This window comes from Providencia sp. 2024EL-00732, from assembly GCF_044006275.1.
Classification (GTDB): Bacteria; Pseudomonadota; Gammaproteobacteria; order Enterobacterales; family Enterobacteriaceae; genus Providencia; species Providencia huashanensis.
The window spans coordinates 229,062-247,518 of sequence record NZ_JBIPDG010000003.1; the positions used below are offsets into that span (position 1 = coordinate 229,062).

Consider the following 18,457-nt stretch of genomic DNA (forward strand, 5'->3'; position numbering starts at 1 on the left):
CCGAAAGCGGATAACTCGGGGAGCATACAAAGGTATGTGACCCAAGTAGCCAAGTGATGGCAACACCGCCACAGCGTGAAATTAACACTTATTAATACGCTAAATAGTTCGCGTTGTGGCTAGGCGCCGAACGCGGATAACTTGGGGAGCATACAAAAGTATGTGACCCAAGTAGCCAAGTGATGGCAACACCGCCACAGCGCGAAATATGACGCGTATTATTTGCGACGCCACGTAGTGCCAGCCGCACCATCCTCCAACACCACCCCCATTGCAGTAAGTTCATCACGCGCCGCATCCGCTTGTGCCCAATCTTTATTCTGACGCGCATCTAAACGTTGTTGAATTAATGCCTCAATTTTTGCCACTTCTGCATCATCTTCAGTCTGTGCGCCACCTTTTAGGAAACTTTCTGGGTCTTGTTCTAACAAACCTAGAACACCGGCTAGCTCACGAAGTTGTGCCGCCATCCCATTGGCCGCTGACATATCTTCTGATTTCAAGCGGTTTACTTCACGTACCATATCAAACAATACAGAATAGGCTTCTGGAGTATTAAAATCGTCATTCATCGCTTCAATAAAACGAGCTTTAAATTCTTCACCGCCAGCTGGTACAGCTGATTTATCGGTGCCTCGTAATGCGGTATACATGCGCTCAAGTGCTGTACGAGCCTGCTTTAAATTTTCTTCGGTATAATTGAGTTGGCTACGATAATGACCAGATAACAAGAAATAACGTACCGTTTCTGCATCGTAATACTCAAGCACATCACGAATAGTAAAAAAGTTATTGAGAGATTTAGACATTTTCTCTCTATCAACCATCACCATCCCTGAGTGCATCCAATAATTAACATATGGGCCATCATGGGCACAGGTAGATTGTGCAATTTCGTTTTCATGGTGTGGGAACATTAAGTCAGAGCCCCCACCGTGAATATCAAAATGGTTACCTAACGTTTTGCTATTCATCGCGGAACATTCAATATGCCAGCCTGGGCGACCTAAACCCCAAGGTGACTCCCAACTAGGTTCACCTTGTTTGGACATTTTCCACAACACAAAATCCATTGGATTTCGTTTAACATCCGCAACTTCAACGCGTGCACCCGCTTGCAGTTGTTCTAAATCTTGGCGCGACAATAAGCCATAATTCGGGTCAGTTTTTACCTCAAACATGACATCGCCATTACCTGCAACATACGCGTGTCCACGTTCAATTAAACTTTGGGTTAATTCAATAATTTCACTAATATGACGTGTTGCACGTGGCTCGCTGTCTGGGCGCAAGATATTTAAAGCATCGAAATCTTTATGCATTTCAGCCAGCATACGCGTTGTCAGCGCTTCAACGCTTTCATTATTTTCCGCCGCACGTTTAATGATTTTATCGTCAATATCAGTCACATTACGAACATAATTCAAGTCATAACCTAAATAACGTAAATAACGGCTAATTGCATCAAACGCTACAAATGTACGGCCATGACCGATATGACACAAGTCGTAGATAGTGATGCCACACACATACATCCCAATCTTACCTGCGTGGATGGGCTTAAACTCTTCTTTTTGACGACTTAGTGTATTAAAAATTTGCAGCATCTGAACTTTTCCATTTTATTTGAAAAATGATTATCGATTTCTATCGATAAAATATCATGTTATTGAACCCCGTTCACCTTAAGAATGCAAGGGTTTAACCGACCTTTACTATCGGTTTTTTCATTGTATTTAAGACGCACCTATTATGCTATAAAACAGCTACAATGCGTACTGCTGCTTCAAGTCAGGTTTTATCTGTGATATAAACTTGCTGATCTCAACGCTTTCGCAAGATAGCGCATAAAAAACAATTATTCAGGATAGCTATTATGGTTACATTTCATACCAATCACGGTGACATTGTTATCAAAACCTTTGACGATAAAGCCCCCGTCACAGTCGAAAACTTTTTAACTTATTGTCGTGAAGGTTTCTACAATAATACCATTTTCCATCGTGTTATTAATGGTTTCATGATCCAAGGTGGTGGTTTTGAGCCCGGCATGGAACAAAAAAACACTAAAGCTCCTATCAAAAATGAAGCTAACAACGGTGTCAAAAACAGCCGTGGTACATTAGCAATGGCTCGTACCAACGACCCACATTCTGCAACCGCACAATTTTTTATTAACGTTGTTGATAATGACTTCTTAAACTTCCGCTCAGAGCGCCCTGATGGCTGGGGTTACTGCGTATTTGCAGAGGTTGTTGAAGGCATGGACGTTGTCGACAAAATCAAAGGGGTATCGACTGGTCGCAGTGGGTTCCACCAAGACGTTCCTCGTGAAGATGTAATCATTGAGAAAGTGACAGTTAGCGAGTAAGCCTGAGCGCATGTCCACTTATATCATTGCAGATTTGCATTTGAGTGAAGATGAACCGGCGATCACCGCCGGTTTTATTAATTTTATTCAACAGCAAGCCATCCACGCCGATAGCCTGTATATCCTCGGTGATTTTTTTAATTATTGGGTGGGTGATGATGATCAAGGCCCGCTTCATCAACTTGTTGCTAACGAATTAAAAACACTGACAAGTCAGGGAGTCCCTTGCTATTTCATTCACGGAAATCGGGATTTTTTGATGGGTAAACGTTACGCCAAACAATGTGGCATGACTATTTTGCCCCAAGAAACATTGCTGGAACTTTATGGTAATCGCATTTTGATTTTACACGGTGATACTTTATGCACTGATGATGCCGCTTATCAAAACTACCGTAAAAAAGTCCATACTCCATGGGTTCAACGTATTTTTCTTGCACTTCCCTTATTTATTCGCCGCCGCATTGCCCAAAAAATGCGCCAAAATAGCCAGTATGCAAGCAGTATGAAAGCAGAATCCATCATGGATGTTAATCCTCAAGCGGTTATTGACGCACTAAAAAGGCACCAAGCCCAATGGATGATCCACGGTCATACCCACCGCCCTGCTATTCATGAAATCAATATTGGTGGTAAAGTTCATTTTCGTGGCGTGTTAGGTGCATGGCATCATGAAGGTTCTGCCTTTGTTATCAATCAACAAGGTATCGAACTCATTTTCTTCCCATTCGAATAACGCTTCTGCAACTTCTTGGTTGTAAACACAACTGATTGCCTATTTATTAATCACGCAAACGTTTTCCTTGCTGCTTTGTCGTGATATGATCGACACAATTCAATTCTCCGCCTTCGGGTGACGTTTTTTTCAATACAGGAAAGCACCAAATGACTGCCCAAGCTTCTGATCAATCTGCGGCAAAAATCGCCATTGTTATGGGTTCGAAAAGTGACTGGACAACCATGCAGCATGCTGCTGATGTGTTAACCGAGCTCCAACTCCCTTTTCATGTCGAAATAGTCTCAGCACACCGCACCCCAGACAAACTGTTTTCTTTCGCTGAAAATGCGAAAGAAAATGGCTTTGATGTGATTATTGCCGGTGCTGGCGGAGCCGCTCATTTACCGGGTATGTTAGCAGCGAAAACCTTAGTTCCTGTATTTGGCGTTCCTGTACAAAGTGCTGCACTCAGTGGCGTCGATAGCCTCTATTCTATCGTACAAATGCCCAAAGGGGTCCCCGTTGGGACCTTAGCTATAGGCAAAGCAGGCGCTGCCAATGCGGCTTTATTAGCCGCTCAAGTACTCGCAATCAGTGACTCCGTCGTTTTCAATCGCCTCGCTGCATGGCGTGCGACGCAAACTGATGATGTGTTAAACAACCCAGATCCGAGGGAAGCCTAATGAAGCCCGTCTGCGTTCTTGGTAATGGCCAATTAGGCCGAATGCTTCGCCAAGCGGGCGAGCCATTAGGTATCGCTGTTTTTCCTGTTGGCCTTGATGCGGAACCTGAGGCGGTTCCTTATCAACAAAGCGTGATCACTGCGGAAATTGAACGCTGGCCTGAAACCCCATTAACAAAAGAACTCGCACGTCATAACGCTTTTATTAATCGTGATATTTTTCCACGCCTAGCGGATAGGTTCCCACAAAAAAGCCTATTTGATAGCTTGCAGCTTGCAACGGCGCCTTGGGCACGGCTTGAGTCACCAGAACAATGGCCTGAGCTATTCGCTACGTTAGGGGACTTTCTCATCGTCAAGCGTAGAACTGGCGGTTACGATGGCCGAGGGCAATGGAGAGTGCGCCCCGGCGATGAAACTCAATTGCCCGCAGAAATTTATGGTGAGTGCATCGTTGAGCAAGGCATTCCCTTTGATGGCGAAGTGTCTGTGATTGGCGCACGCAACCAAGCAGGGGAGTCCGTTTTCTACCCAATCACCCATAACCTCCATCAAGAAGGGATCTTGCGTACCAGCGTCGCTTTCCCTAAATCTGCTACTCCATTACAAGCGCAAGCGCAGGCGATGTTAAGTGCAGTCATGGATGAATTAGGTTATATCGGTGTCATGGCAATGGAATGTTTCGTGGTTGGCGATAACTTACTTATCAATGAGATTGCCCCTCGCGTTCATAATAGTGGGCATTGGACTCAAAACGGTGCCTCCATTAGCCAATTCGAATTACATTTAAGGGCAATTTTAAACTTGCCGATGCCATCCCCTGAGGTTTATAGCCCTGCGGTTATGGTCAACCTTATTGGCACTAATATCAACCTTGACTGGCTTAAACTACCGCTTATTCACCTACACTGGTATGAAAAAGAAGTACGCCCTGCCCGTAAAGTTGGTCATTTAAATTTAGCCCATAATGATTACCAGCAACTTATTTCAACCCTTAATAGCCTAATTCCGCTTTTACCAAATGAGTACAAAAGTGGCATTGAGTGGGCAAATGCAAAATTAGACTGGCACTCTCAGCAATAAATAGCGAAAATAACGCTTAATCGATGCCCGAACATGTTTTCGGGCATTCTGCTATTTTTGGCCGTCACCCAATCAATACGTATCCTGGTTTCAAGGTGTGCGGCATTACCGGAGTTAATATGTCCTCGCAGCCTTTTAGTCCGCTTTATCAATGGTGCATTCTCATCCTTTTAGGGCTGGTTTACTTTTTAGCCACCGCAACAACCTTTACCTCTTTGGGTGTGGTACTACCGGAGATGATAAGCGAACTTAAATGGAGCTGGAGCGAAGCAGGCTTCGGTTTTACTTTACTCGGGTTAACCTGTGGTCTCGCCAGTTTTCTCCCTTCACTTCTTATCCGTAAAATGGGGGTACGCACCACTTTACTGTTGGGAACATTGGTCTTTATCACGGGTTTTTATAACTTATACTCCACACATACCATCAGTACTTATTTTCTTGGCACAGCACTAATTGGGATAGGTTTTACCCTACTGGCTACCGTTCCAGGGACTTATGTCCTCTCACGGTTATTTGAAAAACAATCTCTCGCCTTTGGGATGTATTTCACCATAGGCGGGTTAGGTGGCGTAGCAGGCCCATGGATCTACTTTTATGCCTCTAATCAGCTCGGCTCATGGCGTATGCATTGGGTACTTTGCGCCGTTTACCTGAGCATTGTTACTTTAATCACGATTTTTATGTTGCGCGAAGGCAAACAAGAACAAGCTCATGCAAAAAAAGTGATGCAAAAACAAGTGAGTGATGCCAATAAACCCATTTATCGTACTGCTGAAGTATGGACTGTCGGCAGAGCACTGCGTACATGGCAATTTTATTTAATTGCAGCAACCTACACCTCTTTTTTATGGTGTGGCATTACTGTCAACAGCTTTGCCGTGGCACATATTGAGGAGCGCGGGTTTGGTATGACCGTTGCAGTTTCATTACTTAGTACAATGGCATTTGTTAATGCATTCTCAAGGTTTATTGGTGGAGCTGCTGGTGAATGGTTAGAACCTAAAAAACTATTAATTGGTAGTCTAATCATTATGGTACTTGGCGTGGTTTTCCTAAGCATTGCGACATCTTGGTTATGGCTCATTTTATTCGTACTGTGTGTCGGTGTTGGGTATGGTATGACCTTCCTTGCATCGAGTGTTCTGCTGTCTAACTATTTTGGTCGTGGCCCTTATTTAGAATTGTTTTCCGTGGTAAATTTAATTTCTACTATTGCCTGTTTGGCCCCTTTTATCGCCGGCGCAATAAAAGATTTTACAGGCAGCTTCACCCCAGCATTTTTAATTATTGCTGCCCCTGTTGTCGTTATTTTACTGCTAACATTGATGATGAAGCCCCCTGTACTCAATACTCAATAAAAAATCCCGAGACTCTAGCTCGGGAAAGATTAAAACCAAGGGAAAATAAGCTAAAAGACCAGATATTGGATCAACACATGCGTATCAGTTTATGCCACCCAACATCGTGTTAAAGTGGCATAAAATAAATTAAGGTTTTAGTAACTCAGGGACTTTCAGTAAAATAAATTCGTTGTCATCCGCTTTATTCGGGTCACGGCTCGATGAGAATGGGAAATTATTGTCATTCCCCACAATAATATGTTCATCATCCACAATATCCACATTTTCAATAGTAAAGAATGGGAAGGTAAATACGCCCTCGTTTAACGCTTTTCTTGCTTGGTTATTCGGGTCTTTAATCTGCATCAAATCTATATATGCTTGCTTATCGACCGCACCGCCTACATTTTTATCCGAGAACTCAATGCGATATACGCGTTTAAATTTCGCTAAATGACTAAAACAATTTTCAGTCTTACTACTACCCGCTGCACATGCCTTGTCAGCTGTCCCCTCGCCATTATCACGCTCAATAATTAAACCGTGGGTATCATCAATTAAATTGAAATCACCAATCGCATTTTGGTTATCTTCAAAGACATACAACCAACTTCTGCCTGTCCAACCTTGTTTCTTGACATCAAATTCCAAAATGCGAGCGGCTCGCTTACCATCCACACTTTCATAGTCTTGCTTTTTATCGTCCCAAATTGCCCCTTCTAGCATCGGATATAATTTTGAGCCATCCGGTGATGATGCCATCCCTTCGAAACCTTTTGAGCGATTAACTTGAAAAGCCACTGTATCAGATGGTTTGCCTGGCGTTGTTACTTGGTAGTGATCTGGAGAAATCACTTTTTCCCCATTCACTTGGGTTTCAAACAATGCCAAGACTTTACCATCAAGGTCCATCTTGATTAAATAAGGGCCAAATTCATCACCTACCCATAACGCACCATCAGCAAACTGAAAGCTTTCTGGGTCGAAATCACTCCCCGTCAGATAACGTTCTTTTGAGTCTTCATTAATAATATGAAAAGGAATAATTTTATTTGGGTCATGGAAGAAAACGGTTTTCAATGGTGTCGTTTTACCTGATTTAAAATCAATATCATATTGCGTGATATATAACATAGAATCTGGTGAATTTACTTTGTTACCAAAGCCGTTATCAGTCAAAACCCAATAAGTACCATCAGCCATATGCTTGATACCTGAATGACCTTGCCGCGGTTGACCTTTAATTGGAATAGACATCCCTGTTGGTCGATCAGCAGATTTACCCTCGACTTTACCGAGAGTATCAACACGAGTCCCCGTAGTAAATTTACCGCTAACTTGTAAACCTGAAGGCGCATTGTGTGGCGCTGAAACCGTTGAATCAACAGGCAAAATAGAATGCCCAGCCAGCGTTGCTGGTACTTCCTGTTGAGCGAACCCTGAAATGCTAAAAGTAATTAAACTTGCCAACAAAGATAAAGAACCGAACTTACGCTTAATAGAATTGTTATATTGCATTGTTATATTTCCACTGTATGACCATCAATAATAGACAGCGGAATCATAACTATAGTGAATGACAATTTTGTGATGAATTAAAGACAGTTATTTGACTAGAGACACCAACAAACGGCCTGCTATGATTAAGGGCAAGCAAACAGCACTCATACTTGCCCCTTTATTTAAGTTAACTTTTAGCATTACAGACCGCCTAACGCTAAAAATCACCCTGTTAACTATTTGGTAGCCGCCTGTGCTGGTTTCCTGTTCCAACCAGACGCAGCCCCAGCCACCCGCCACAAATAGATAACAATAAGGCGGCACTTAAAGGGAGTAATACCCACATACGCCACTCGGGTTGCCATGGAAAATCAAATACTTTACTTTGCAGTAACCATAACGCGATTTCTGCGCCAAATGCAGCCGCAAGACCCGCCATTAAACCAAGTAAAGCAAATTCACTCCACAATGTTCTTCGCATCAGTTTTTTACTTGCACCGAGGGTGCGATAAACAACCAACTCACGTTCGCGCTGGCTCATTCCCACTTGGATCTGCGCTAATAGCAACAGTATTCCACAGAAGATAACCAACACAACCATTACTTCAAGAGCTTGGCTGACTTGCTGAAGAATTTGCTGGATCTGTGTGATAATCGCCCCAGTATCAAGGACATTAATAGTTGGATACTGACGACTAAGTTGTGTCAATAACTGACCATCGCCTTCGTAATGGAAGCTACTTAGCCAAGTTGCTGGCATGGCCGATAACGTTTCTTCTGAAAAAATAAAATAGAAGTTTGGCCGTAAACTTTCCCAATCAACAGTACGAATACTGCTTACTGTTGCCGAAAACACCTGAGCACCTGCGTTAAAAGTAAGTTTATCGCCGATTTTTAAACCTAGCTCTTTAACCACCGTCTGTTCAATTGAAACTTCACCCGCTTTAGGTGGCCACGTCCCTTCATCCACTACATTCGCAGGGGCTAATTCCGATTGCCATGTTAAACTTAATTCACGCCTAACCGTATTATTATTGGGATCTCGCTCATCTGCCCATTCAATAGCAGATTGATCGTTAATATCCGTTAAGCGTGCAAGTACCACAGGGTTAAACTCTGTCGGTTTAACTTGGTACTGTGCAAGTAATTTTGTCACAGGCTCAAGCTGTGAGTGATTCATGTTGATCAAAAAATAATTAGGGCTATCCGCAGGAAGTTGCTGCTGCCAACGATCAAGAAGATCACCGCGCACTAAGATCAATAACGCCAATAACATAAACGATAATGAAAATGCACTCATCTGAGTAATCGTTTGTAGTGGTTGCCTTAGTAACCGGCTCACAGAAAGACGTAAGCTAAGCTGGCGGAATTTAATATGTCGAAGCCCCCATAGCCCTAGCCAACCAATTAAAGCCAATAAAATAGCAACAACCACAATCCCTGCTAGAATCGACCATAACAGTGGGTTTACCCCCGCAAAGATAAATAAACCACCAACAACAATGAATACTACGATAGGTAAATAATAATATAGTGGCCAAACAGGAGACTGAGCATCATCCCGTAATACCCTTGAAGGCTGAGTTGCCATAAGTTGGTAATAAGGCCGGCTACCAACAATAATAGCAATAATAAATAGGGTACCTACAGCCCAAACCCAAGGCATTAAGCTTGCTGATGGAAGTTCTTTCGGTAACATGGCACCAAGGATTTGCATTAAAATGCCTTCAAAAGCCAACCCTAATAATGAGCCGAGTAGTGCCGCAGCAATTAAGATCACCAACCATTGGCCAATAATCCATTTCCGTAACGCATTTCGCCCTGCACCTAAGGTTTTAAGCACTGCTATTAACTGATGACGGCTGCGACAATAATGGGTCATAGAAACCACTACCGCGGCAATGGCTAACAATAAGGTTAATAAAACTGACAGTAACAAGAACTGTTGCGCCCGCTGGAAGGTTTTTCCGACCGCCCCGTTATTCTCACTTAAAGTATACCAACGTTGGTCACTTCGGAGCTGTTGATCAAATTTTTGTTGAAAACTGCTGACCATGTCGGTATCACCAGCAAACATATCGCGATATGTTAAACGGCTCCCCAATTGAATTGCCCCTGTTAATGGTGCATCTTCAATCGCAATTAATACCCTTGGCGCTATTTGAAATGGGTTAAAACCGCTATCAGGTTCTTGGAGCAATTTACCTGAAATTTTAAGTGTGGCATCACCAATATCGAGGCTATCTCCAACTTTAAGTCCCAATAACTCAAGTAGCCGTGGTGCAACTAAAACCTGCCCTTGTCTAGGCTGTAAGCCTTCAGGTTCAGTTACTAACCCACCATAGAGTGGGTAAGCGTTATCTGCGGCTTTGACTAGTACCAGTTGCGGCCTTGCATCTTCATCTTCGGTTGCATATGCCATCGTCGAAAATGAAATCTGCTGGCTCAGCTGTAGCCCTGTATTTTTCGCTTCTTGCAACCATTTTGGGTCAGCGGGGTGTGAAGAACGTAAAACTAAATCACCAGCCAGTAACTCACGGCTTTGGTAACTCATACTATTTTCAATACGATCACTAATGCGCCCCAACGCTAATACGCAGGCAACAGCAAGCGTCAATGCAAGCCAAACAATAAGTAGCGATGGTGTTTTCCATTCACGCCAAAACCAACGCCAAATCATATTTCTTCCCTCAATTGCCCATCAACTAACCGTAAACGACGCTGGCAACGAGCGGCTAATTCGTTATCATGAGTGACTAAAATTAAGGTTGTGCCATGGTCTTTATTCATAGCAAATAATAAATCAGCAATTTTATCCCCAGTATGGCGGTCTAAATTCCCCGTTGGCTCATCTGCAAACAAAATTTTCGGGCGCCCATTAAAAGCGCGAGCTAATGCAACCCGTTGCTGCTCCCCTCCTGAAAGCTGAGCCGGCATATGATTAAGGCGTTTCCCTAGCCCTAATTCAGCCAGTAAATCAGCGGCTTGTTGGTAGCTTTTTGATTCAGATTCACCACGTAATAAGGCAGGTAGCTGCACGTTTTCAACCGCATTTAATGTTGGAATAAGCATAAAAGACTGGAAAACAAAACCGACACTTTCAGCACGTAAACGCGCACGTTGTTCTTCATCCATACGGGTTAGCTCTTGCCCTAGTAAACTAACCGTGCCACTAGAACCATCATCTAAGCCTGCGATGATCCCCAATAGGGTCGATTTTCCAGATCCAGACTCGCCAATTAAAGCAATTGTTTGACCGGGCTCGACAATTAGCTCAACACCTTGCAATATAGTCAGTTCATGTTCACCTTGACCAACACGTTTAATGAGATGATGAACTTCAAGAATATTATTCGCCGACATATATTGGTTTTTCTCCTGTTACTAACCGCGAGTGGACACGCACTGGCGTCAACTAAGTTATTGATCTTAGGGGATAGCCTGAGTGCAGGCTACCGTTTACCGGCTGAGCAGGCTTGGGCCTCGCTACTTGCCGACCGTTGGCAGAAACTGTCACCGCCCATTGCAGTTATTAATGGCAGCATCAGTGGGAATACCTCAGCACAAGGGCTTGAACGCCTTTCTACCTTACTTACACAAAACAAACCAAACTGGGTTCTGATTGAATTAGGTGCCAATGATGGCTTACAAGGCCTCCCTGTTGAGGATCTCGAAACTAATTTACAGCAAATTATCGACCAAATAGAGCAATCTGGTGCAAAACCGCTCTTAATGCAAATTCGTATTCCACCCAATTATGGAAAACGTTATACAACAAGCTTTGAAAAAGTTTATCCCAAACTTGCTGAAAATAATAAAATACCTTTATTACCATTTTATATGGAAACGGTGATTACAAAGCCTGAATGGATACAACAAGATGGTATTCATCCTACAGTAGAAGCCCAACCATCAATTGCTGATTTTATGGAAAAGCAACTTTCTGCGCATATTTTACCGCCTAAGCAGTAAAATAATGGCTAAACTCAGAGTATAAAAGCCCTCTTTTATACTCGAAATAATTTAAATTGCATGGAATCAAGGTAAAGTTATGCAAACATCAGCACGAAACAAAAAATCAATCTTGGTTACCGGAGCATCGAGTGGTATTGGCTTTTGTGCTGCACAAACCCTACGCCAGCGTGGTTACCATGTTATTGCCGCTTGTCGAAAAGAAAGCGATATTTTACGCCTTCAAGCACTTGGCTATGACACGGTCTCCCTTGATCTTAATGATAACAATAGCATAGATGCTGCGGCACAAACTGTATTATCTCTCTGTAACCATCGGCTTTTCGGATTATTCAATAACGCAGGGTTTGGCGTATATGGGCCTTTAAGTAGCATTAGTCGCGAGCAACTCGAAGCGCAATTTTCCACCAATTTTTTTGGTGTCCACCAGCTTACCTTACAATTACTCCCTTCCATGCTAGAGCACCATGAAGGCCGAATAATTCAAACTAGCTCCGTAATGGGCATTATTTCGACCCCTGGCCGCGGGGCCTATGCAGCCAGTAAATATGCCCTTGAAGCTTGGTCAGATGCATTACGATTAGAGCTAAAAGGTAGCGGTGTATTTATCAGCTTAATTGAACCCGGCCCTATTCATACTGCATTTACCCAAAATGTCGAACAAACTCAAAAAGATAAACCCATTAAAAACCCAGGGATTGCTTCTCGCTTTACATTAACGCCAGAGCATGTGGTTGAGAAACTAATCCATGCTTTAGAAAGCCCACACCCCAAAGTACGCTATTCAGTCACATTATTAACCGTTGCCGTGCGTATACTTAAACGTATTCTACCCGACAAATTAATGGATAAAATACTGGCAAATCAGGGGAAAAAGGCTTGAAAAAAGCAAAATCAGCCCCACTCTACTATTAATGTTAAAAAAATTCTAAAGAGATACCTTATGTTTGCTAACGCTCAAATTATCGATATCAACGAAACTAACCTGCATCAAGTCATTGAACAATCAATGAACTTACCTGTCATGTTTTATTTTTGGTCCCCTCGCAGCCCACACTGCCAAGATTTTGGTACCCTGTTGGAAAAAATCACCAATGACTATGCAGGTTTATTTATTTTAGCTAAAGTTAATTGTGATGAAGAACAAATGATTGCAGGTCAATTTGGCTTAAAAGCAATCCCAACCGTCTATGTATTGCAAAATGGTCGCCCCGTCGATGGCTTTGAAGGGCCACAACCTGAAGAGGTTGTGCTAGAAATTTTATCTCGGGTACTCCCTAGCCCAGAAGAAATGAAAGCGGCACAAGCCGCGGAGCTAATCGCGGAAGGTAAAGCACAAGAAGCATTACCATTATTAAAAGAAGCTAACCAACTTAACCCTAAAAATAGTGACATCACACTATTATTGGCAGAAACACAAATTAGCTTAAACTTAGTTGATGATGCCCAAATCACCCTAAATAGTGTTCCATTACAAGATAAAGACAGCCGTTATCAAGGTTTAGTTGCTCAGATTGAATTGCTGAAACAAGCTGCAGATACCCCAGAAATTCAACAATTGCAGGATGAATTTAACCAAGAACCACAAAATACAAATTTAGCAGTACAATTGGCATTAAAACTCCATGAAGTGAACCGTAATGAAGAAGCACTGGAATTATTATTTGGCTTCTTACGTAAAGATTTGGGCGCTGGTGAAGGTGCCGTTAAAAAAACTATGATGGATATCATGTCAGCAATGGGTACTGGCGATGCGTTAGCAAGTAAATATCGCCGCCAAGTTTATTCATTACTTTATTAATTAAGAGGTCGATATGGACTTGTTCGCCTATGGTGCAATACCGATTATCATTTTTGTCGCTATCGTTATTGTTTTTACCTGTGTTAAAACAGTGCCTCAAGGTTTCCAATGGACTGTAGAGCGCTTTGGTCGTTACACCCGTACCTTACAACCAGGCTTACATATCATCGTGCCATTTATGGATAAAATAGGCCGTCGTATTAATATGATGGAACAAGTCCTTGATATCCCATCTCAAGAAGTCATTTCTCGGGATAACGCCAACGTCACTATCGATGCCGTGTGCTTTATTCAGGTCGTAGACCCTGTTCGTGCAGCTTATGAGGTCAGTAATCTAGAGTTATCCGTACTGAATTTAACCATGACCAATATTCGTACTGTATTAGGTTCAATGGAACTTGACGAAATGCTGTCTCAACGTGATTCTATCAATACTCGCTTATTACATGTCGTTGATGAAGCAACTAACCCTTGGGGGGTTAAAATCACCCGTATTGAAATTCGTGATGTCAAACCACCAAAAGAACTTATCAGCGCGATGAATGCACAAATGAAGGCTGAACGGACTAAGCGTGCTGATATTTTGGAAGCTGAAGGGGTTCGCCAAGCGGCTATTTTAAAAGCCGAAGGTGAAAAACAATCCCAAATCCTAAAAGCAGAAGGTGAACGCCAGTCTGCTTTCTTACAAGCAGAAGCGCGGGAAAGAGCCGCGGAAGCCGAAGCGAAAGCGACTCAAATGGTGTCCGATGCTATAGCCGCAGGGGATATGCAAGCGATTAACTATTTCGTTGCCCAGAAGTACACTGATGCGCTAACCAGTATTGGTTCCGCTGAAAATAGCAAAGTGATTATGATGCCATTAGAAGCTAGCAATCTAATGGGAGCAATCGGCGGAATTACAGAGCTAATCGGCGAAAGTAAAAAAGCCAACAATACCAAAAAACAGGTCGCAGAATGATAGAGCTTATCAGTGCTCAGCCGGCATGGTTTTGGCTGTGTCTTGGTGGGCTATTGCTAATTGCCGAACTACTTGGTACTGGCGGCTATCTACTATGGTCAGGAATTGCCGCTGTTGCCGTCGGGTTACTCACTTGGTTACTGCCATTTCTTGGTTGGGAATGGCAAGGAATTTTATTCGCCGTATTAACGGTTGTGTCTGCCGTTTTATGGCGTAAGTGGTTAAGTGGGCGAAAGAAAACGACTGCCGATGACGTCAATCAAATTAGTCACCAACTGGTTGGCTTCAAAGCACGTTTATTAACCGATACTGAAGAGGGCTATAGCCGCATACGCCTTGCCGATGGCAGTTGGCGTGTTTATAGCGACGTCCCTCTTTCTGTAAACACTGAAGTGGTCGTCGTTGCCGTTGATGGTATCACTTTGAAAGTTAAGCCTTCTGATGGTGACAACAACTACGCGCCAAATGGTCAATAATTGGGCAGTCAGCACCATCATCCCCGGGGCACACATCGACAAGCTCTTGTAATGTATCTCGAATAGCAGACAATTTTACGATTGTCTGCTCTATTTCATTTATCTTAGCAATAGTTGTGCTTTTTACATCCGCACTATGTCTGCTGGGGTTACGGAATAACCCTAACAGCTCGCCACATTCATCCAGTGTAAAGCCAACGTCTTTTGCTTGTTTGAGTAACACAAGTTCATTCAAGTGCCTCTCTTGATAATAGCGGTAGCTATTCTCCCCCCTTTCTGGTGGAGTAATTAGCCCTTTCTCTTCATAAAAACGAATCGCTTTTGCAGTTAGGCCAGTTTTTTTGGCAATTTCACTAATATTCATAATTCCTCTTGACCTTAACCTTGCTGGAAGGTGTAACCTTTGCATATCGACGAATTATAGACCAAATTAAAGATAAAATTATAGACCCATTTACTAAAAGGGTTTGGAGGCTGGAAAATGAGTAATAAAGTTATATTGAAATTACAAGGGCTAAGCTGCATGCATTGCGTCAGTTCAGTCACTAAAGCATTGGAAAGTCGTGATGATGTGGCTAACCTTAAAGTTACCATCGACTATGCTGTTTTTGACAGTGATACCGATGCAACTGATTTTATTCCTACAATCACCGACGCTGGCTATGAAGCTACAGTCGCAACAACCCCTGACGTACAATTACAGCTTTCCGGTCTAAACTGCATGAAATGTGCAGCTAAAACCCAGCAATCACTTGAATCCGTTGATGGTGTTGCCGTCGCAATTGTTGATACCACGCATGCAAAAGTCTATGGAACCGCTGATCCACAAGCTTTAATTAGCGCGGTTCAGCAAGCCGGTTATCATGCGGAGCTTGCACTACCTAATACAACAACACTAGCTCTTTCTGGCTTAAGTTGCATGAAATGTGCAGCGAAAACGCAACAAGCTTTAGAAGCCGTTGAGGGGGTTGAACGTGCTGAAGTTGATACTAAATCGGCTGTTGTTCACGGTCATGCTTCCGTTGATGCACTAATTAGTGCAATTGAAGGGGCAGGATATCAAGCATCCCTCAGTCAAGAAGGTTCTGAATCCCCAAAAACTGAGCCGCTGACGATAGAAACTGAACAGCCGGAAGCTGATTCAGCGGCAATATGTGATATTCCGGCACAGCAGTCTGATTTAGATGAACAACCTGACATAACACCAACTGATGACAGTGTTCAATTATTATTAGACGGGATGACTTGTGCCAGTTGTGTCAGTAAAGTGCAAAAAGCATTAAATAGCGTCCCAGGTGTTGAGAATGCACGTGTAAATTTAGCTGAACGCAGTGCGTTAGTTACAGGAACCGCAGTCCCTGAAGACCTGATTAACGCCGTCATAAAAGCCGGTTATGGCGCTGAAATTATTCAAGATGAAGCAAAACGCCGCGAACGACAGCAAGAAGTGGCGCAGGGAAATATGCGTCGTTTTCGCTGGCAATCAGCGTTAGCACTCGCTCTTGGTATCCCAGTGATGGTCTGGGGGATGATGGGCGATAATATGGTGCTCACTGAGCAAAACCATACTATTTGGCTAACCATTGGTCTGTTAACCCTTGCCGTCATGGTGTTTGCAGGCGGCCACTTTTACCGTAATGCATGGCAAAGCCTAAAAAATGGCAGTGCCACAATGGATACCCTAGTTGCACTAGGAACAGGTGCAGCTTGGCTTTACTCTATCGTCGTCAATATTTGGCCAGAGTGGTTTCCTGATCAGGCAAGGCACCTTTATTACGAAGCCAGTGCAATGATTATCGGTCTGATTAACCTAGGCCATGCGCTAGAGCAACGTGCTCGTCAGCGTTCATCAAAAGCTCTCGAAAGGCTATTGGATTTAACGCCCCCCACTGCCCGTGTCGTCACAGAGCAAGGCGAAGTGGATATGCCATTAGAGCAGGTGACAAAAGGGATGGTGTTACGCTTAGCGACGGGCGACCGCGTACCTGTCGATGGTGAAATCATTGAAGGAGAAGTCTGGCTAGATGAAGCAATGCTAACTGGTGAGCCAATCCCTCAGCAAAAAAGCAAGGGTGACCAAGTCCATGCAGGTACTGTAGTTCAGGATGGAACTGTGCTATTTCGCGCAGCAGCTGTGGGGAGTCAAACTACCTTAGCTCGTATTATTTATCTTGTTCGCCAAGCACAAAGCAGCAAACCACAAATCGGCCAACTTGCTGACCGTATTTCTGCGGTGTTTGTACCTATCGTCGTGGCTATTGCTTTGATTTCAGGTGCCATCTGGTACTTTGTTGGCCCTGCCCCACAAATTACCTATGCACTGGTCATTACCACCACGGTACTTATTATTGCTTGTCCTTGTGCCTTAGGTTTAGCGACGCCTATGTCCATTATTTCAGGCGTAGGTCGAGCTGCTGAATTTGGTGTCTTAGTGCGTGATGCAGATGCGTTACAACAAGCCAGTGAATTAGATACCATAGTATTCGATAAGACAGGTACATTGACTGAGGGTATGCCACAAGTTACCGATATCCATGTATTTAATGGTTATGAACAAGATACCGCCTTACAACTGGCGGCCTCATTGGAAAATGGTTCTAATCACCCATTAGCACGTGCGGTATTAGCCCGAGCAAAAGGCTTAACATTACCAACCAATGAACAATTTAGGACTCTCGCAGGCCTTGGTGTCAGCGCCATCATTAATGGGCAAACCATTTTATTAGGCAACCAAAAGCTGTTAACACAAAATAATATCGACACCCGCGATATTGAAGAGACATTGCATCAACAAGCAACTCAAGGTGTAACACCTGTCATGTTAGCGGTGGATGGCAAAGTCGCTGCACTATTATCTATCCGTGACCCATTACGTGAAGACAGCATAAGTGCGCTGGCGCGTTTACATAAACAAGGTTTCCGTTTAGTCATGTTAACCGGAGACAACCCAGTAACCGCCAATGCGATAGCCAAAGAAGCGGGTATTGATGAAGTTATCGCCGGCGTAATGCCTGACGGTAAATCAGCAGCAATCGAAGCCTTGCAAGCCAAAGGCCACAAAGTGGCGATGGTCGGTGATGGTATCAATGATGCCCCTGCTCTAGCCCGAGCTGACGTTGGTATTGCGATGGGTGGCGGTAGTGATATCGCGATTGAGACCGCATCCATTACCTTAATGCGCCAAAGCTTACATGGCGTTGCCGATGCAGTGTCTATTTCAAAAGGAACACTGCGTAACATGAAACAAAACCTGTTTGGTGCCTTTGTTTATAACACATTAGGCATTCCAATCGCGGCGGGTATTTTATACCCAATTACGGGGACTTTACTTAACCCTGTCGTTGCAGGTGCAGCAATGGCCTTATCATCCATTACCGTGGTCAGTAACGCCAACCGCTTATTACGCTTTAAACCTGAGAAATAACCCTGTAAGGAGAGGAAATTGATTTCCTCTCCTTTTATCCATTCTCACAGAAAATGCTTTATGCAGTAAAATCTTATTATCTTATATGTTATTAATTGAAAGCGAAGTCTATAATGTTAAATATCCCGTTAT

General features: G+C 43.4%; 16 protein-coding genes. 11 read left to right on the forward strand and 5 right to left on the reverse strand.

Annotated elements, in window-relative coordinates; translation table 11 throughout:
- Positions 1-218: 218 nt before the first annotated feature.
- On the reverse strand, positions 219-1,607 hold the full coding sequence (gene cysS, locus ACHB7C_RS07815; RefSeq protein WP_129466312.1) for a cysteine--tRNA ligase: 1,389 nt from the start codon (positions 1,605-1,607) through the stop codon (positions 219-221).
- A gap of 269 nt (positions 1,608-1,876) precedes the next feature.
- Here cysS and ppiB point away from each other — a divergent pair, with 269 nt between their 5' ends.
- The 5 genes from ppiB to ACHB7C_RS07840 all read left to right on the forward strand — a co-directional run bounded on the left by ppiB (position 1,877) and on the right by ACHB7C_RS07840 (position 6,212).
- Positions 1,877-2,371 (forward strand): peptidylprolyl isomerase B, encoded by a 495-nt coding sequence (gene ppiB, locus ACHB7C_RS07820; RefSeq protein ID WP_042848090.1) that lies wholly within the window; start codon positions 1,877-1,879, stop codon positions 2,369-2,371.
- Between the two features lie 10 nt (positions 2,372-2,381).
- Entirely contained in the window at positions 2,382-3,107 is a 726-nt protein-coding gene (gene lpxH, locus ACHB7C_RS07825; RefSeq protein WP_042848091.1) for a UDP-2,3-diacylglucosamine diphosphatase, read from the forward strand.
- Between the two features lie 149 nt (positions 3,108-3,256).
- Positions 3,257-3,772 carry a 5-(carboxyamino)imidazole ribonucleotide mutase gene (gene purE, locus ACHB7C_RS07830; protein ID WP_048608054.1) on the forward strand — a complete coding sequence of 172 codons (516 nt, stop codon included), beginning with the start codon at positions 3,257-3,259 and terminating at the stop codon, positions 3,770-3,772.
- A complete protein-coding gene (gene purK, locus ACHB7C_RS07835) occupies positions 3,772-4,854 on the forward strand; it encodes a 5-(carboxyamino)imidazole ribonucleotide synthase (protein WP_042848094.1) in 1,083 nt (360 codons plus the stop codon). Before purE ends, purK begins: the two co-directional genes overlap by 1 nt.
- 119 nt (positions 4,855-4,973) lie before the next feature.
- Positions 4,974-6,212 carry a CynX/NimT family MFS transporter gene (locus tag ACHB7C_RS07840; protein WP_129466313.1) on the forward strand — a complete coding sequence of 413 codons (1,239 nt, stop codon included), beginning with the start codon at positions 4,974-4,976 and terminating at the stop codon, positions 6,210-6,212.
- 129 nt (positions 6,213-6,341) lie between these two features.
- Here the strand turns inward: ACHB7C_RS07840 and ACHB7C_RS07845 are convergent, their stop codons facing one another.
- The 3 genes from ACHB7C_RS07845 to ybbA form a co-directional block, all read right to left on the reverse strand.
- Positions 6,342-7,712, reverse strand: a complete 1,371-nt coding sequence (locus ACHB7C_RS07845; protein ID WP_166685774.1) for an esterase-like activity of phytase family protein — start codon at positions 7,710-7,712, stop codon at positions 6,342-6,344.
- Positions 7,713-7,926: 214 nt separating this feature from the next.
- Positions 7,927-10,374, reverse strand: a complete 2,448-nt coding sequence (ybbP, locus tag ACHB7C_RS07850; protein WP_048608057.1) for a putative ABC transporter permease subunit YbbP — start codon at positions 10,372-10,374, stop codon at positions 7,927-7,929.
- The gene (gene ybbA, locus ACHB7C_RS07855; protein WP_042848102.1) at positions 10,371-11,057 is read right to left on the reverse strand and encodes a putative ABC transporter ATP-binding protein YbbA; all 687 of its coding nucleotides are present in this window, start codon (positions 11,055-11,057) and stop codon (positions 10,371-10,373) included. The genes ybbP and ybbA overlap by 4 nt, the downstream gene beginning before the upstream one ends.
- Between ybbA and tesA the strand changes: the two genes are divergently transcribed.
- From tesA to ACHB7C_RS07880, 5 genes are all read left to right on the forward strand, one after another.
- The gene (tesA, locus tag ACHB7C_RS07860) at positions 11,025-11,666 is read left to right on the forward strand and encodes a multifunctional acyl-CoA thioesterase I/protease I/lysophospholipase L1 (RefSeq protein WP_042848104.1); all 642 of its coding nucleotides are present in this window, start codon (positions 11,025-11,027) and stop codon (positions 11,664-11,666) included. The two genes, ybbA and tesA, sit on opposite strands and share 33 nt — an antisense overlap.
- A gap of 79 nt (positions 11,667-11,745) precedes the next feature.
- Positions 11,746-12,549 (forward strand): SDR family oxidoreductase, encoded by an 804-nt coding sequence (locus tag ACHB7C_RS07865; RefSeq protein WP_210831551.1) that lies wholly within the window; start codon positions 11,746-11,748, stop codon positions 12,547-12,549.
- Positions 12,550-12,609: 60 nt separating this feature from the next.
- On the forward strand, positions 12,610-13,467 hold the full coding sequence (locus tag ACHB7C_RS07870; RefSeq protein WP_042848109.1) for a co-chaperone YbbN: 858 nt from the start codon (positions 12,610-12,612) through the stop codon (positions 13,465-13,467).
- A gap of 13 nt (positions 13,468-13,480) precedes the next feature.
- Complete coding sequence (locus ACHB7C_RS07875) at positions 13,481-14,425, forward strand: SPFH domain-containing protein (RefSeq protein WP_042848111.1); 945 nt, start codon at positions 13,481-13,483, stop codon at positions 14,423-14,425.
- Entirely contained in the window at positions 14,422-14,901 is a 480-nt protein-coding gene (locus tag ACHB7C_RS07880) for an NfeD family protein (protein WP_129466316.1), read from the forward strand. The genes ACHB7C_RS07875 and ACHB7C_RS07880 overlap by 4 nt, the downstream gene beginning before the upstream one ends.
- Here ACHB7C_RS07880 and cueR read toward each other — a convergent pair.
- The gene (gene cueR / locus ACHB7C_RS07885) at positions 14,855-15,265 is read right to left on the reverse strand and encodes a Cu(I)-responsive transcriptional regulator (RefSeq protein ID WP_129466317.1); all 411 of its coding nucleotides are present in this window, start codon (positions 15,263-15,265) and stop codon (positions 14,855-14,857) included. The two genes, ACHB7C_RS07880 and cueR, sit on opposite strands and share 47 nt — an antisense overlap.
- Positions 15,266-15,382: 117 nt before the next feature.
- Here cueR and copA point away from each other — a divergent pair, with 117 nt between their 5' ends.
- Complete coding sequence (copA, locus tag ACHB7C_RS07890; protein ID WP_210855330.1) at positions 15,383-18,325, forward strand: copper-exporting P-type ATPase CopA; 2,943 nt, start codon at positions 15,383-15,385, stop codon at positions 18,323-18,325.
- Positions 18,326-18,457 lie beyond the last annotated feature (132 nt).

Coding starts and splice junctions, on each gene's coding strand:
- cysS (WP_129466312.1), bottom strand. CDS start 1,607: ATGCTGCAAATTTTTAATACACTAAGTCGTCAAAAAGAAGAGTTTAAG.
- ppiB (WP_042848090.1), top strand. CDS start 1,877: ATGGTTACATTTCATACCAATCACGGTGACATTGTTATCAAAACCTTT.
- lpxH (WP_042848091.1), top strand. CDS start 2,382: ATGTCCACTTATATCATTGCAGATTTGCATTTGAGTGAAGATGAACCG.
- purE (WP_048608054.1), top strand. CDS start 3,257: ATGACTGCCCAAGCTTCTGATCAATCTGCGGCAAAAATCGCCATTGTT.
- purK (WP_042848094.1), top strand. CDS start 3,772: ATGAAGCCCGTCTGCGTTCTTGGTAATGGCCAATTAGGCCGAATGCTT.
- ACHB7C_RS07840 (WP_129466313.1), top strand. CDS start 4,974: ATGTCCTCGCAGCCTTTTAGTCCGCTTTATCAATGGTGCATTCTCATC.
- ACHB7C_RS07845 (WP_166685774.1), bottom strand. CDS start 7,712: ATGCAATATAACAATTCTATTAAGCGTAAGTTCGGTTCTTTATCTTTG.
- ybbP (WP_048608057.1), bottom strand. CDS start 10,374: ATGATTTGGCGTTGGTTTTGGCGTGAATGGAAAACACCATCGCTACTT.
- tesA (WP_042848104.1), top strand. CDS start 11,025: ATGATGAACTTCAAGAATATTATTCGCCGACATATATTGGTTTTTCTC.
- ybbA (WP_042848102.1), bottom strand. CDS start 11,057: ATGTCGGCGAATAATATTCTTGAAGTTCATCATCTCATTAAACGTGTT.
- ACHB7C_RS07865 (WP_210831551.1), top strand. CDS start 11,746: ATGCAAACATCAGCACGAAACAAAAAATCAATCTTGGTTACCGGAGCA.
- ACHB7C_RS07870 (WP_042848109.1), top strand. CDS start 12,610: ATGTTTGCTAACGCTCAAATTATCGATATCAACGAAACTAACCTGCAT.
- ACHB7C_RS07875 (WP_042848111.1), top strand. CDS start 13,481: ATGGACTTGTTCGCCTATGGTGCAATACCGATTATCATTTTTGTCGCT.
- ACHB7C_RS07880 (WP_129466316.1), top strand. CDS start 14,422: ATGATAGAGCTTATCAGTGCTCAGCCGGCATGGTTTTGGCTGTGTCTT.
- cueR (WP_129466317.1), bottom strand. CDS start 15,265: ATGAATATTAGTGAAATTGCCAAAAAAACTGGCCTAACTGCAAAAGCG.
- copA (WP_210855330.1), top strand. CDS start 15,383: ATGAGTAATAAAGTTATATTGAAATTACAAGGGCTAAGCTGCATGCAT.